The organism is Sphingobium xanthum, from assembly GCF_019737615.1.
Lineage (GTDB): Bacteria > Pseudomonadota > Alphaproteobacteria > Sphingomonadales > Sphingomonadaceae > Sphingobium > Sphingobium xanthum.
Map to the genome: position 1 here is coordinate 122,670 of NZ_JAHKKS010000006.1, position 14,301 is coordinate 136,970.

Sequence of the window (14,301 nt, forward strand, 5' to 3'; positions counted from 1 at the left end):
AGGCTCGCTCATCCCTTCTATAGGTCCACGCATGCTCACCGAAACCGCCTACGCGAAGGTCAATCTCGCCCTCCATGTTCGCGCGCGCCGCGCCGATGGCTATCACGATCTGGAGAGCCTGTTCGCCTTCTGCGCGGACGGCGACGAGCTGAGTGCGGCGCTTCGAGAGGATGGCGCGCTCACTCTCGCGATCGAAGGCGACTTCGCCGAGGACCTGGCGGCCGACGAAAACAATCTCGTCCTGCGCGCTGCCCGCGCCCTTCAGGCCGCTAGCGGCACGACGCTCGGCGCGGACCTGTCGCTCGAGAAGAACCTGCCGATCGCCTCGGGCATCGGCGGCGGTTCGGCCGATGCGGCCGCGGCGCTGCGCCTGCTGGTGCGGCTCTGGGACCTCCGGCCCATGGAGATCGACTTCCCCGCCATCGCCGCCTCGCTCGGCGCAGACGTGCCGGCTTGCCTCGGCTCGCAGACCGTATTCGGCATCGGCGTCGGCGAGCGGCTGGAGACGGTCGATCTCGATCTCGCCGGCACGCCGATCCTGCTGGTCAATCCGCTAGTCCCATGCCCGACCGGCCCGGTGTTCAAGGCGTGGGACGGCGAGGATCGCGGCCCCCTCGATCCGGCCGAGTGGCGACGCGGCCGCAACGATCTCGCCGCGCCCGCCATCGCGCTGGTCCCGGAGATCGACGAAGTCCTCGCCGTCCTGCGCGCCCAGCTCCCCCGCGTCGCTCGTATGTCCGGCTCCGGCGCTACCTGCTTCGCCTTGTTCGCGAGCGAGGCCGAGCGCGATGCCGCCGCCGCACGGATCGAGGCGGATCATCCGGAGTGGTGGGGGATGGCGTCGACGCTTCGTTGAAGGCAGCTGGGTGATTTGTTGCGGCGCAATCGTCGAGTTTCGCTCGAACGGTTAAGAACCTTCGAATATTATGGCTTCATTGAACGCGTCGATGACGTCTTGTTCATATACTCCGATCTGAGAAAGATATTCCATAGTTCCATCGATATTAAATTTGTCGATAATCTGCGACCCAGAGACGAACATAAAAAAATAGATGGCTCTCTTCGGGTAATTGTATCTTGATATTTCGTGTTCGATCTCCAATTTTTTTAGCAAAATTGTCCTCGAATGTTCTCCTTCAGATCCACATGGAGAATTTAAAATCTCGACCTCTAGAGGGGATAACGGTTCAAAATTTTTGAGAAAGTGCATGAGCATCTTTCTTTTTGAAAATGTACGTCCTTTCTTCTCAGCGGCATCGATTATTTCGAAATATTCCGTGAATTTCTTCAACGCCTTCATCCTTCAAGCAAGCAGTATTCTCGGGGAAACAAGAGCGCGTTGGCGACAGGTGACTGCTTCAGCCTCAGCTCGCAACCCATCAGGCACTTTCCGCTTTCCTACAGCCATAGAGCCATGGCAGCCCCATCTGGCTCTTTGACAATCTCATATTTCGACCAATCCCCGCAAATTTCCGGGATTGCCCAAATTTTTAAAATTAGGCCGACCCCCGAACTTTCCGAACTTTCGAAAGAAAATTACGCGGCCGTGATCCTATGTGTTCCGGCCCTTCCGCCTGCCCGTTGCGACAGGCGATTGCCGGCAAAAGCAGTGCTCCTGCGAAAGCAGGAGCCAAGGGCGGCGAAGCTCGTCGGCTGGGCCCTGGACTGCTGCTTTCGCAGGAGCACAAGTTGGTTCCATCCAGCGATGGCCGCCTCTAAGGTCCGCCGATGACCGCGCCTTTCCATATCCTCGGCGATCCGCTCGCGCCGATCCTCATCATCGCCGATCACGCATCCAATCATGTGCCGGAGGGCATCGATCTCGGCCTGCCGCCCGAGGCGCTGACCGAGCATGTCGCGATTGACATCGGCGTCGCGGAGGTGGCGGCGCTGCTGGTCGAGAAAGGCAATGTCTGCGCGATCCTCGGCGGCGTTTCGCGGCTCGTCATCGACTATAATCGCGAACCGGACGCAGCCGGCCTCGTCCCCGTCCACAGCGACGGCCATCATATCGAGGGTAACAGAGTCGCGGATGTCGCCGAACGGCTGTCGCTCTATTATGATCCCTATCATGCCCGCGTCGCGGAGCTGGCCGCGCAGCCGCACCGGCCCTTCATCCTCTCGCTGCACAGCTTCACGCCCAGCCTCAGGAGCCGACCGGAAGAGGCGAGACCCTGGGAGATCGGCATTCTCTACAACGAGGATGATCGCGGCGCGCGCATCGCCATTCCTCTGCTGGAGGCGGCCGGCTTCGTCGTCGGCGATCAGCAGCCCTATTCGGGCAAGCTCCTCAACGCCTCGATGAACCGCCACGCAGAAGCGCATGGCCGACCTTATCTCGGGGTCGAGATGCGGCAGGATTTGGTAAAAGAAACTGCCGGACAGAAACGGTTTACAGAAACTTTGCGTCCCATTTTGATCAAATGTCGGAATAAAATTACGTGACTTTTGGTTCTGCCCCCTTGCTTTGGCGCTTTCTTTCGTGAAAAGGGGCCGCGCAAGAGGAAGGCCAGCCCATGACTGACAGGTTCGACAAATCCAAGCTCCCCAGCCGCTACGTCTCGGTCGGCGTCGAGAGCGCCCCGCATCGCAGCTATTATTATGCGATGGGCTGGAAAGAGGAGGACATTGCCAAGCCGTTCGTGGCGCTCGCTTCCGCCGGAAATGACAGTGCGCCGTGCAACACGACGCTCGACCAGCAGGCCGACTGGGCGCGCGGCGGCGTGATCGAGGCGGGCGGCACGCCGTTCCGGTTCAACACCATCACCGTGACCGACGGCATCGCCATGGGCCATCAGGGCATGAAGAGCTCGCTCGCCAGCCGCGAGGTCATCGCGGACTCGGTCGAGCTGTCGGTGCGCGGCCACAGCTACGACGCGCTCGTCGCCTTCGCCGGCTGCGACAAGTCGCTGCCCGGCATGATGATGGCGATGCTGCGCCTCAATGTGCCGTCGATCTTCGTCTATGGCGGCTCGATCCTGCCCGGCCGCTACAAGGATCGCGAGGACCTGACCGTCATCGACGTGTTCGAGGCAGTCGGCCGTTTCGCTGCCGGCAATTGCCCGCTGTCCGAAGTGACGGCGATCGAGAAGGCAGCTTGCCCCGGCCATGGCGCCTGCGGCGGCCAGTACACCGCCAACACCATGGCTTGCGTCGGCGAGGCGATCGGCCTCTCGCTGCCGAACAGCAACATGGCGCCGGCGCCCTATAAGAGCCGTCAGGAGATCGCGGTCGCGGCCGGCAGGCAGATCATGACGCTGATCGAGCGCAACATCCGCCCGCGCGACATCTGCACGCGCGAGGCGTTCGAGAATGCCGCGCGCATCGTCGCGGCGACCGGCGGTTCGACCAATGGCGCGCTGCACCTGCCCGCCATGGCCAATGAGGTCGGTATCGACTTCGATCTGTTCGACGTGGCGGAGATCTTCAAGAGCACGCCCTATATGGCGGACCTCAAGCCTGGCGGGAAATATGTCGCCAAGGACATGCACGATGCCGGCGGCATCTACATGCTGATGAAGTCGCTCGCGCAGACCGGCCTGCTGCATCTCGATTGCATGACCGTCAGCGGCAAGACGCTCGGAGAGAATATCGATGAGGTCACCTGGAACCCTGATCAGAAAGTGATCTACGACGCGAAGACGCCGATTACCCCGACCGGCGGTGTCGTCGGCCTGCGCGGCTCGCTGGCGCCCGATGGCGCGATCGTGAAGGTCGCCGGCATGAGGCGCCTGCAGTTCACTGGCACCGCCAAGGTGTTTGAGCGTGAGGAAGACGCCTTCGCGGCGGTCGAGCGTCAGGAGATCGTGGACGGCGATGTCGTCGTCATCCGCTACGAGGGGCCGAAGGGCGGCCCCGGCATGCGCGAGATGCTCTCGACCACGGCGGCGCTCTATGGGCAGGGTCTTGGCGAGAAGGTCGCGCTCATCACGGATGGCCGCTTCTCCGGCGGCACGCGCGGCTTCTGCATCGGCCATGTCGGGCCGGAAGCGGCCGAGGGCGGCCCGATCGCGCTGGTCGAAAATGGCGACCAGATCAGCATCGATGCCGAGGTCGGCAGCATCGATCTGCTGGTCGACGAGGCCGTGCTGGCCGAGCGCCGCAAGGCCTGGACACCCCGCATGAACAACTATCAGGCCGGCGCCCTGTGGCGCTACGCGCAGAATGTCGGGCCGGCCGTGAAGGGCGCCGTAACGCATCCCGGCGCCAAGGCGGAGACGCATGTCTTTGCGGACATCTGAAGCCTTCGGCCTGGCGGGCGCGCTTCTGCTGCTCGAGGGCTGCGGTGGCGGGTCGCCGCAGGCCGAAGGCAATTCCGCTGCGCCGTCCAAGTCGCCGATCGAGGCCGTCAAGTCCTGGGTGAGCGGCGTCGCGGACAAGCGGGAGCGTATCTATTGCGCGATCGGCGAGGCGGCGCCCCTTGCGCAGGACTGCCGCATCGAGACGGTCGAGGACATTGAGAGCCGCATCCTCATCCTGTCGCGGCCCGATGGCGGGTTCCGCCGTGTCCGCGTCGGCGAGGGCGGCACGCTCGTCGCGGCGGATGGCGCGGTCGAGGCCCGCACGGCCCGTCATGGCACCGCCATCGCCGTCCTCTTCGGCGAAGAGCGCTACGCCGTGCCCGTGACCGCGCTGGGGGCCGCGCCTACGCCATGAGGTCCGCGCCCATCCTCTCCGTTGCGCAGATGCGCGCCGCGGAGCAGGCGCTGTTCGATGCCGGCGTCGATCCGTATGCGCTCATGCTTCGAGCCGGCGAGGGGGTGGCCGATGTCATCTGGCGTGCCGGGCACAAGCGCGACACGCTTGTCCTGTGCGGGCCCGGCAACAATGGCGGCGACGGCTATGTCATCGCGCGGGCACTGCATGAGCTTGGCGTGCCGGTTCGTGTGGCAGCCCTGGCCGGGAGCCAGACAGAGAGCAGCCGCAAGGCGCGCAATGCCTGGCAAGGGCCGGTCGAGTCCTTCATGGATGCAGTACCTGCCTCCCAGGTGATCGATGCCCTGTTCGGTATCGGCCTGACGCGCGGTCTGGCGCCTGAGATCGCGGCAAAGCTCGGCCAACTGGTCGATGCGGCACCACATAGTTATGCCATCGATGTTCCGAGCGGCGTCGAGAGTGACGCTGCGGTTGCCCTGTCGCCAGTGTCGCCATTCACTCATTGCATCGCGCTCGGCGCCTGGAAACCGGCGCATGTGCTGATGCCCGCGCGCACTTATGCTGCGCAGCATTGGCTGGTCGATCTCGGCATTGGAGCGCCGAACGAGGCTGCGTGGTCGCTGGGGCAGCCGTCGTTCGAGCAGCCCGCAAGCGATGCGCATAAATATCGGCGCGGTCTGGTCGCGGTGGCCGCGGGCGCTATGCCCGGCGCTGCGATCCTCTCGGCGGAAGCCGCCGCGCGTGCCGGTGCGGGCTATGTGCGAATGCTCTCGACACAGGCGGACGTATCGCTCAGTCAGGCCATTGTGCGCGGCAATATGTTCGATCTGGACCGTGCGAAGGTCGTGCTGGTCGGCCCGGGGCTGGGGCGCGATGGCAAGGCACATGACAAGCTCAGGGCGGCGCTATCGTCAGGCATTCCGACCGTGGCCGACGCGGATGCACTATGGTTGCTCGGCGATGAGGGTCTTGGTGACCTGCCGAAGCCTGACATACTCACGCCGCATGAAGGCGAATTCGATCGGCTGTTCGGCGACGATGAAGGCAACAAGATCGATGTCACGCGCGCGGCCGTAGCGCGGGCCGGGTCGGTGATCGTCCACAAAGGCCCGGATACGGTGATCGCCGCGCCTGACGGGCGCTGCGCGGTGGCGCCTCCTGCTTCGCCGTGGCTCTCGACGGCTGGAACGGGCGATATTCTCGCCGGTTTATGCGCAGCCAGATTGGCCGTCACGGGCGACGCATTCCGAGCAGCATGCGAAGCGGTCTGGCTGCACGGCGAAGCGGCACGACGTGCAGGCCCGGCCTTCATCGCAGACGACCTGATCGCGCATGTGCCCGCGGCGCTGGCGAGCGCCTTATGAGCGATCCCGATCTCATCATCCGCATCGCAGCGCGTGGCGATGGCGTGACGGCCGATGGTCGTCATGTGCCGATGAGCGCACCGGGTGATCGGTTGCTGCCGGGCGGCGGCCTCGCCAACGGCCCGCAGCATGCCGAGCCCCCATGCCGGCATTTCCCCGAGTGCGGGGGCTGTCAGCTCCAGCATCTCTCGGACGAAGCCTTTGCGGACTATGTGCGCGACCGGGTGGCCGGTGCGCTGACCGGGCAGGGCATCGCCGCGCCCGAGATTGCGCCGGCGCATGTTTCTCCGTCCCGGACCCGCCGTCGCGCGAGCCTGCGTGCGCTCAAGCTCGGCAAGCGCATCCAGTTCGGTTTCTCGGGGCAGGGCAGCCATCGCATCGTCGATCTGAAGCAGTGCGAGGTGCTGGAGCCGCGCCTGTTCGCGCTGGTGGAGCCGCTGCGTGCCCTGTTCGCGGCGATGTTGCCGGATCGCAAGCCCGGCGAGGCCGATCTGACCCTGGTCGATCAAGGTGTCGATGTCGTGCTCACGGGCCTCTCCGCCGGCTCGCTGGCCGACACCGAACGACTGCTTGCCTTCGCGCAGGACAATGGTCTCGCGCGCCTCATGCTGCGGGACGATGATGCCCCCCTCACGCTCTGGGAGCCCGACCCGGTGACGGTGCGCTTCGGGACGCTGGCGGCGGGCTTTCCGCCGAGGGCGTTCCTTCAGGCGACGCTCGACGGCGAGAAGGCGCTGATCGACGAGGTGCGATATGGTCTGGGCGATGCGAAGATGGTCGCCGATCTGTTCGCGGGCCTCGGCACCTTTGCGCTGTCCGTCGCGGACGACGTGCCGGGCCGCAAGGTCTATGCGGCCGAGGCGGCGCGCGATCTCATTTCATCGTTGCAGGCGACGGGCAACCGGCTCCCCGGCCGCATCTTCCCTGAGCATCGGGACCTCTTCCGCCGCCCGCTCGTGCCCAGGGAGCTGGACCGATTCGATGCCGTCATCCTCGACCCGCCACGCGCCGGCGCGCGTGAGCAGGTGAACGAACTGGCCTCATCGAAAGTGCCGCTGATCGTCTATGTTTCGTGCAATCCCGCCAGCTTCGCGCGGGATGCGGTGACCCTTATCGCGAACAGCTATACCCTCGACCGCGTCAAGCCGGTCGGCCAGTTCCGCTGGTCCACCCATGTCGAGCTGGTGGGGACGTTCAGGCGTTCAGCGCCGCAATGAAGCCATTGGCGGCGAGGACGATCAGCACGCCGGAAAAGAGAAGGAAGAGCGTGGCGCGGACGGGGATCGTATTGATCTTCGCCTGCCAGAAGCTGTGGACGATGCGCAGCCCGACATAGGCCCAGGCCAGCCCGACATTGAGCGGCGTGCCCTGGCCGAGCAGAACGAGCGCGAAGATCGTCGCGTAGAAGATCGTCGGCTGCTCCATCAGATGGATGTAGTTGTGCGCCGGCCAGTTGATCTCCCTGGGCAGGATCCTGTCCAGATCGGAACCGCGGCCACCGCGCGACTGCTCGGAGCTGAGCTTCATCTTCATGAGCACCGGAAACCGCATCGCGATCATCCAGACGAGCATCACGAGAGACCAGAGGACCAGCGCCAGGGCTGGCACGAGCAGATTTGTGGACATGAAACAGCTCCCCGTTTTTTTCTGCGCGGGGAGGCTGTCTCAGCTGCTTTCAGTTATCAGTTTGAAACTGACATTGCCGCCCCTTAGCGGCTGAGCTGTATCACGTTCGACTTGCGCGGGGCAGGGGCCTCGTCGCGATACAGGCTGGCCATGGGCTCGTCGGCGACTTCGCAGATCGCATCGGCACCGAAGCCGTTGAAGTCCGTCCGCATCGCGCTGCCATAGGCGCCGAGCATGCCGATCTCGACATAATCGCCGGCCTTGATGTCACCGGGCAGCATGAACGGACCGGCCATATGGTCCATGTCGTCGCAGGTCGGGCCGTAGAAGCTGAACGCCTGCGCGTCGGCCTCATTGGCTTCCGGACGCAGCAGCTGCACCGGGAAGCGCCAGCCGAGATGCGCCGCATCGAACAGGGCACCATAAGCGCCGTCGTTAATGAAGAGCTCGTTGCCGCGACGCTTCTCGACGCGCACGACCAGCGAGCTGTATTCGGCGCAAAGCGCGCGGCCCGGCTCGCACCAGAGCTCGGCCGAATAGGAAATCGGCAGGCTCTCGAAAGCGCGGTGGATGGCGCGGAAATAATCCTCGAGCGGCGGGGGTTCCATGCCGGGATAGGTGGAGGGGAAACCGCCACCCACATCGACGATATCGACCGTGACCGACGCATCGACGATCGCGGCGCGGACGCGCTCGATCGCCTGCGTATAGGCCTGCGGCGACATGGCCTGGCTGCCGACATGGAAGCAGATGCCGAGGGCATCCGCGGCCTGACGAGCGGCCTGAAGCAGTTCCTTGGCATCGGCAAGATCGCAGCCGAACTTGGAGGCCAGGCTGAGCTTGCTGTGCTCCGAGGAGACGCGCAGGCGCACGCACAGCTCGAGATCGTCGGCGCCCTTGGTGGCGCGCACCACCTTCTGGAGCTCTTCGAGCGAATCCAGCGAGAAGGTCTTCACGCCATGCGTGAAATAGGCCTCGCGAATGGCTTCCTCGGCCTTCACCGGATGCATGAAGCACAGCTTGGCGCGCGGCAGCGTTTTGGCGACGAGACGAACCTCGCCGATCGACGCCACGTCATAATGCGTAATCCCCGCCGACCAGAGCGTCTTCAAGAGCTCGGGGGAGGGATTGGCCTTGACGGCATAGAGCGAGCGCCCCGGGAACTTCTGCGAGAAGAACCGAGCGGCGCGGGCTGCTGCCTGCGGGCGAATAAGCGTTACCGGTGCTGCCGGTTTGAGGGAAAGAGCTACCCCCAGCGCGCTATGATGCTTGTACAACTCAAGGGACCTCCAGGGCTTAACTACCGAAAGAGCTGCCTTGCGGTGGAAGTCCCATGGGGCAGCAGGGGTGCGCATATATGGCGGAGGTCGGGGGGTGTAAAGTCCGGGCCTGAAGATTCCCTGTCACATAAGTGTCATAAAATGTGGATTGTTTCCGAAATGAGCCACTTACGGGCCTGCATTTTTCTGCGCCGCAGGTGGAGCGGAAAAGCCCGTCATGCGTTCTTCGCCTTCGCGACTCGGAAATCATGAGCCGGCAGGCTGATTCGCCAGCGTTTGCCGTTCGTTAACCATGATTGCCTAAGCGTGAAGATACAGGCTTTTCCGCGAGGCTCGCCCATGTCGCTCTGGTCGATTTTGAACACTGATTCGTCCGCTTCGTCGTCTTCCACGACGGCGCAACTCGCGCAGGCAATGCAGGCCGCGAAGCTCTTCGCGAGCGGGAAGACCAGCATCGCGACGCAGGCGACGACGAGCGATCCCGCAGCCTCGTCCGTCCTGATTACGGTCGAGGCGAAGCGCGCGGCGGCGACCAAGGAAGATGCCGCCAAGAGCGTGTCGGCCCTCGCCAGCGAACTTCGCGCCTCGTTCGACAAGCAATATGCCGCAGCCGGCAAGAAGAACTCGGCCGACCTGACCGCGCTCAGCGGACGGGCGCTGGCGACCGTCGCGCTCAACGAGACGAACCAGTTCAGCAAGGCGGAGATTGCCGCCGCGAGGCTCGAACTGCGTGCCCGCGACCGCCAGTCGACCGTCTCGGCACTGGCGTCGTCCGATCTGACCGCCGCGTCGCTCAAGACCTATTCGCGCGATCTGCTGACAGCGCGCTCGCTGATGAGCAACGAGGAGCAGCGCCTGCGGGCGAGCAACCCCGGTTTGCGCTGACCATCCGACTCGCGCCGGTTGGCGCCGGATCGGGCCTGATCGGTGCCCAGGCCGTCGATTGGGCTGTCATCTTCTCTTAATATGCACGGAATGGGCGATTGCCGTCGCTTGGCCGTGATGCAGGAAGCGCGGATTTCTGCGGGTTTCGGAGCCTGTCTTCGCTAAGTTCCCTCATATGAGGCATGGCGAATGCGCGAAACTCCGCTCGCGGCCGAGTGAAGGCTTTGATTTTGTGTGGGTTTTTACGGGATCAAAGAGCAACGGGCTTTGGGCGCCGTAGTAATTTCATGCCATTTGCAGGCCGAGTAGGACAGGGGCGGCGCCCTGTCATCTCGCCACCGCCTCTCCGTCACCCGGCGAAAGCTGGCGTCTTGTCCGGTCGGGCGCACTGCTGCCGCCTGAGACCCCAGCTTTCGCTGGATCACGTGAGGAGTGGAAGACGGGGTGACGAAACTGAAAAGGCAAACGTCCCCTCAGCTCAGCCGCCCCTTGAAATCCGCATAAGTGAAGGTCCGCACTTGGCGCAGTTCGTCAGTCTCGCTGTCCCATAGCCAGATGGCGGGCAGCGGGACGCCGTTGAACGTGTTGGTCTTGACCATCGAGTAATGCGCCTGATCGAGGAAGGCGATGCGCTGGCCGGGCCGTGCGTTGGCCGGGAGGGCATAGTCGCCGATGATGTCGCCCGCGAGGCAGGAGGGGCCGCCGAGGCGCGTCACGGCCTCGCCGAGGCGCTCTCCGAGCATGGCGGGGCGATAGGGCGCCTCGATCACGTCCGGCATGTGGCAAGTCGCGGAAATGTCCGTGATGGCGACGGGCATGCCGTTATCGATGACATCGAGAATTTCGCCGACCAGAATGCCGGCATCGAGCGCGACGGCCTCGCCCGGCTCCAGATAGACCTGAAGGCCGGTTTCGCGCTGCACCTGCTGCAGGAAGGCGATCAGGTCCTCGCGCTGATAGTCGGCGCGGGTGATGTGATGCCCGCCGCCGAAGTTCAGCCATTTGAGCTTGTCGAAATGCTGCTTGAGGCTCGGCTCCACGGCGGCCCAGGTACGGCCGAGCGGCACGAAATCCTGCTCGCACAGGCTATGGAAATGGATGCCGTCGACGCCCTCAAGATGCTCGGGGCGCAGCTGGTTGACCGGGAAGCCGAGGCGGCTGTGCGGTTGGCAGGGGTCATATTTGGCGACCTCGCCCTCCGCATGTAGCGGATTGATGCGCAGGCCGACGTCGAAGGCCCGGCCATTGGCGCGCTCGGCGTCGAGGATATGGCGGAAGCGGACATGCTGGCCGGGCGAGTTGAAGATGATGTGATCGCTCAGCGCGCAGATCTCGGGCAGGTCGGCCGCCTTGTAGCCGGCGCAATAGGTCGCGACTTCACCCTTCTCGTCGAGGCCGGTATATTCCTCGCGGCCGAGACGCGCCTCATAGAGGCCGGACGCGCAGACGCCGTCCAGATAGGACGCGACCGTCGGCCCCAGCGACCACATGGAGAAGGCCTTGAGCGCGGCCAGCAGCTTGATGCCGCTGCGGTCCCGCACGTCCTTCAATATGGCGAGATTGCGCCGCACTGCCGCCGCATCGACCACGAAGGCGGGCGAGGGGACGCGATTGAGGTCGAAGCGCGCAAAGGCGCCGGGATCGCCGGCTCTGGTTTCCATCTTTCTCGTTCCTCAATCCACACAGAGCGACGACTTGACCTTGCCGCCTTCGAGCGTCGCGTAACAGCCGAACAATTTGTCATCCGCCTGACAGCGGCCGGGCGATGCCTCGCCGACCTTGGGCAGGCCGCCATTGGTGGGCGCCGCGAGGCAGCGTCCCTTGCAGTCCTTGTCCGAGGCGCAGGCAGTCCCGGCATCGCTGAAGCGATGCACGCACATGAGATTGCCGCGCCGGCCCCGGGTTTCAAGAGCACCGCCGGAGGATGCGCATTGCTGCGCTTCGCGCGTGGGATAGCCGCCGGTGAGGGGCAAGCTCGCCGGGGCGCAGGCGGCGAGGGTGAGCGTGAGGAGGAGGGCGGTGGTTATCGTGATGCGCAATTCAAGCTCCCTCGCCCCCTTCAGGGGGAGAGGGGTGGGGAGAGGGGGGAGGACCTCTCCGGGCGGGCGCTGCCTCATGCGGCAAGGGCCAGCCCCCTCTCCCTAACCCTCTCCCCCAGGAGGGGGCGGGGGGGCAATGTGGTCGTGCCGGGGCCGTCGTCCGTCAGAAGTCCAGCGGGCCGTCCAGTTCCTTCACTTGCCAGGGCAGGCCATGCTTGTTCAGCATGTCCATGAAGGGATCGGGGTCCATCTGCTCCATGTTGAACACGCCCTTGCCCGTCCACGTATCCGTGACGATCATCGCCGCGCCGATCATGGCCGGGACGCCGGTCGTGTAGCTGACGGCCTGATTACCGGTTTCGGCATAGGCGTCCTCATGATCGCAGATATTGTTGATGTAGAGCGTCTTTTCCCGGCCGTCCTTGCCGAGGCCGGTGGCGATGTCGCCTATGTTGGTCTTGCCCTTGGTCGTGGGGCCGAGCGAGGCCGGCTCGGGCAGCACGGCCTTGAGGAACTGGAGCGGGATGATCTCGACGCCGTTGTAGATCACTGGATCGATGCGGGTCATGCCGACATTCTGCAGCACTTCGAGATGCTTGAGATAGGCGTCGCCGAAGGTCATCCAGAAGCGGATGCGCTTGATCTCGGGCAGGTGCTTGGCGAGGCTTTCCAGCTCCTCATGATACATGAGGTACATGTTCTTGGGGCCGACGCCCTCGAAGTCGAAGCTCTGCTTGGTGGAGAGCGGCGGGGTCGTGACTTCCTTGCCATTCTCATAGTGACGCGCGGGGGCGGTCACTTCGCGGATGTTGATCTCCGGATTGAAGTTGGTGGCGAAATGCTGGCCATGGTCGCCGCCGTTACAGTCCAGAATGTCGAGCGTGTCGATCCGCTCGAACTCGTGCTTCTTGAGCCAGGTGGCGAAGACGGACGTGACGCCCGGATCGAAGCCCGAGCCGAGCAGCGCCATGAGGCCGGCTTCCTGGAAGCGCGCCTGATAGGCCCATTGCCAGGAATATTCAAAATGCGCTTCGTCGCGGGGCTCGTAGTTCGCGGTGTCCATATAATGCACGCCGGCGGCGAGGCAGGCGTCCATGATGGCGAGGTCCTGATAGGGCAGCGCCAGATTGACGACGAGTTTGGGGCCGATCTGCTTGATCAGCGCCGTCGTCGCCTCGACGTCATCCGCGTCCAGCGCATAGGTCGCGATCGTGACGCCGGTGCGCTCCTTCACGGAGGCGGCGATCGCATCGCACTTGGAGACCGTGCGGCTCGCGAGATGGATGTCGCTGAAGATGTCCGGGTTCATCGCCATCTTGTGGACCGCGACCGATCCGACGCCACCCGCGCCGATGACCAGCACCTTGCTCATCTGTATGTCTCCTCAAGAAGGGGCGAATCGAAGCGCCTGCATATAGGGGTGGTCTGTGACAGAACAAGAATTGCTCGATCCGGCCCGGGTTCCGAGCCGGGAAGGCGTGCTTCGTGCCGCTGACAAGGTGGCGGCGCTGCTGCCGAGGACACCGCTGCTGCCGCTGGAGGTGGACGGGCGGACGATCTGGTGCAAGGCGGAGATGCTCCAGCCGATCGGTGCCTTCAAGATCCGTGGCGCGTGGCATCGGCTGAGCGACCTGACCGAGGACCAGCGCGCCAAGGGCGTCGTCGGCGTGTCGAGCGGCAATCACGCGCAGGGCGTCGCCTGGGCGGCGAAGCGGCTGGGCGTGGCGGCAACGATCGTGATGCCGAGCAATGCGCCCAAGGCCAAGCTGGCGGCGACGCGGGCGCTCGGCGCCGATGTGGTGCTCTATGACCGGGCGACGGAGAATCGCGACGAGATCGCGGCGCGGCTGACGGCGCAGAGCGGGGCGACGCTGGTGCATGCCTATGGCGATCCGTGGATCATCGAGGGGCAGGGCACGACGGGCATCGAGGCGGCGGCGCAGCTTCAGGAGCGGATCGGGCGCGGGCCGGACCGGATCGTCGCCTGTTGTGGTGGCGGCGGGCTGACAGCGGGGCTGGCGCTCGCCTGCCCGGATGCGGAGATCTGGATCGCCGAGCCGGAGGGCTGGGACGATCTGCTGAACAGCCTCGCGGCGGGCGAGATCGTGAGCGTCAAGGACATGAGCTATCCGACCGACTGCGATGCGCTCCAGACGCCGCGCACCTTCCCGATCAACTTCGCGGTGCTCAAGGAGCGGGTGAGCGGCGGTACCGCGGTGACGCCCGCCGATGTGAGCGCGGCGATGAAACTCGCCTTCGAGAGACTGCATCTGGTCGTCGAGCCGGGCGGAGCGGCGGCGCTGGCGGCGGTGCTTTCAGGCAAGGTGCGGGCGACCGACGCGACGGTGGTGACGCTCTCGGGCGGCAATGTCGATCGCGAGACCTTCGTGCGGATGATCGGGGCCGCCTGAAGATCCGGCAGGGTCGTGCGCGACCTGCTGCGACGGGCCG

The 14,301-nt window shown here is 64.6% G+C and carries 15 protein-coding genes; 9 read left to right on the forward strand and 6 right to left on the reverse strand.

Annotated elements, in window-relative coordinates; translation table 11 throughout:
• Positions 1-31: 31 nt before the first annotated feature.
• The 7 genes from KM135_RS11645 (at position 32) to KM135_RS11675 (ending at position 7,237) form a co-directional block, all read left to right on the forward strand.
• Positions 32-856 carry a 4-(cytidine 5'-diphospho)-2-C-methyl-D-erythritol kinase gene (locus KM135_RS11645; RefSeq protein WP_221714193.1) on the forward strand — a complete coding sequence of 275 codons (825 nt, stop codon included), beginning with the start codon at positions 32-34 and terminating at the stop codon, positions 854-856.
• A gap of 352 nt (positions 857-1,208) precedes the next feature.
• Positions 1,209-1,439, forward strand: coding sequence for a hypothetical protein (locus tag KM135_RS11650; protein ID WP_221714194.1), 231 nt, complete (start codon positions 1,209-1,211; stop codon positions 1,437-1,439).
• A 289-nt stretch (positions 1,440-1,728) separates the two neighbouring features.
• Complete coding sequence (locus KM135_RS11655; protein ID WP_221714195.1) at positions 1,729-2,445, forward strand: N-formylglutamate amidohydrolase; 717 nt, start codon at positions 1,729-1,731, stop codon at positions 2,443-2,445.
• 71 nt (positions 2,446-2,516) lie between these two features.
• Positions 2,517-4,241: a dihydroxy-acid dehydratase gene (ilvD, locus tag KM135_RS11660; protein WP_221714196.1), complete on the forward strand. Its 1,725-nt coding sequence runs from the start codon at positions 2,517-2,519 to the stop codon at positions 4,239-4,241.
• Entirely contained in the window at positions 4,222-4,656 is a 435-nt protein-coding gene (locus tag KM135_RS11665) for a hypothetical protein (RefSeq protein WP_221714197.1), read from the forward strand. Before ilvD ends, KM135_RS11665 begins: the two co-directional genes overlap by 20 nt.
• Positions 4,653-6,020, forward strand: coding sequence for an NAD(P)H-hydrate dehydratase (locus KM135_RS11670; protein ID WP_221714198.1), 1,368 nt, complete (start codon positions 4,653-4,655; stop codon positions 6,018-6,020). Before KM135_RS11665 ends, KM135_RS11670 begins: the two co-directional genes overlap by 4 nt.
• Positions 6,017-7,237, forward strand: coding sequence for a class I SAM-dependent RNA methyltransferase (locus KM135_RS11675; RefSeq protein ID WP_221714199.1), 1,221 nt, complete (start codon positions 6,017-6,019; stop codon positions 7,235-7,237). The genes KM135_RS11670 and KM135_RS11675 overlap by 4 nt, the downstream gene beginning before the upstream one ends.
• Here KM135_RS11675 and KM135_RS11680 read toward each other — a convergent pair.
• From KM135_RS11680 to KM135_RS11690, 3 genes are all read right to left on the reverse strand, one after another.
• Positions 7,215-7,646 (reverse strand): MAPEG family protein, encoded by a 432-nt coding sequence (locus tag KM135_RS11680; protein WP_221714200.1) that lies wholly within the window; start codon positions 7,644-7,646, stop codon positions 7,215-7,217. The two genes, KM135_RS11675 and KM135_RS11680, sit on opposite strands and share 23 nt — an antisense overlap.
• An 83-nt stretch (positions 7,647-7,729) precedes the next feature.
• Positions 7,730-8,923: a type III PLP-dependent enzyme gene (locus KM135_RS11685; RefSeq protein ID WP_221714201.1), complete on the reverse strand. Its 1,194-nt coding sequence runs from the start codon at positions 8,921-8,923 to the stop codon at positions 7,730-7,732.
• A 218-nt stretch (positions 8,924-9,141) separates the two neighbouring features.
• On the reverse strand, positions 9,142-9,318 hold the full coding sequence (locus tag KM135_RS11690) for a hypothetical protein (RefSeq protein ID WP_221714202.1): 177 nt from the start codon (positions 9,316-9,318) through the stop codon (positions 9,142-9,144).
• 22 nt (positions 9,319-9,340) lie between these two features.
• On the opposite strand from KM135_RS11690, the gene KM135_RS11695 reads away from it, so the two are divergent.
• Entirely contained in the window at positions 9,341-9,811 is a 471-nt protein-coding gene (locus tag KM135_RS11695; protein ID WP_221714203.1) for a hypothetical protein, read from the forward strand.
• A gap of 473 nt (positions 9,812-10,284) precedes the next feature.
• Here KM135_RS11695 and KM135_RS11700 read toward each other — a convergent pair whose 3' ends face one another.
• The 3 genes from KM135_RS11700 to KM135_RS11710 form a co-directional block, all read right to left on the reverse strand.
• The gene (locus KM135_RS11700; protein WP_221714204.1) at positions 10,285-11,472 is read right to left on the reverse strand and encodes a carboxynorspermidine decarboxylase; all 1,188 of its coding nucleotides are present in this window, start codon (positions 11,470-11,472) and stop codon (positions 10,285-10,287) included.
• A 12-nt stretch (positions 11,473-11,484) separates the two neighbouring features.
• Positions 11,485-11,850, reverse strand: coding sequence for a hypothetical protein (locus KM135_RS11705; RefSeq protein ID WP_221714205.1), 366 nt, complete (start codon positions 11,848-11,850; stop codon positions 11,485-11,487).
• A gap of 163 nt (positions 11,851-12,013) precedes the next feature.
• A complete protein-coding gene (locus KM135_RS11710; protein ID WP_221714206.1) occupies positions 12,014-13,222 on the reverse strand; it encodes a saccharopine dehydrogenase family protein in 1,209 nt (402 codons plus the stop codon).
• Positions 13,223-13,328: 106 nt separating this feature from the next.
• On the opposite strand from KM135_RS11710, the gene KM135_RS11715 reads away from it, so the two are divergent.
• A complete protein-coding gene (locus KM135_RS11715; RefSeq protein ID WP_343228182.1) occupies positions 13,329-14,261 on the forward strand; it encodes a threonine ammonia-lyase in 933 nt (310 codons plus the stop codon).
• The last annotated feature ends 40 nt before the right edge of the window (positions 14,262-14,301 follow it).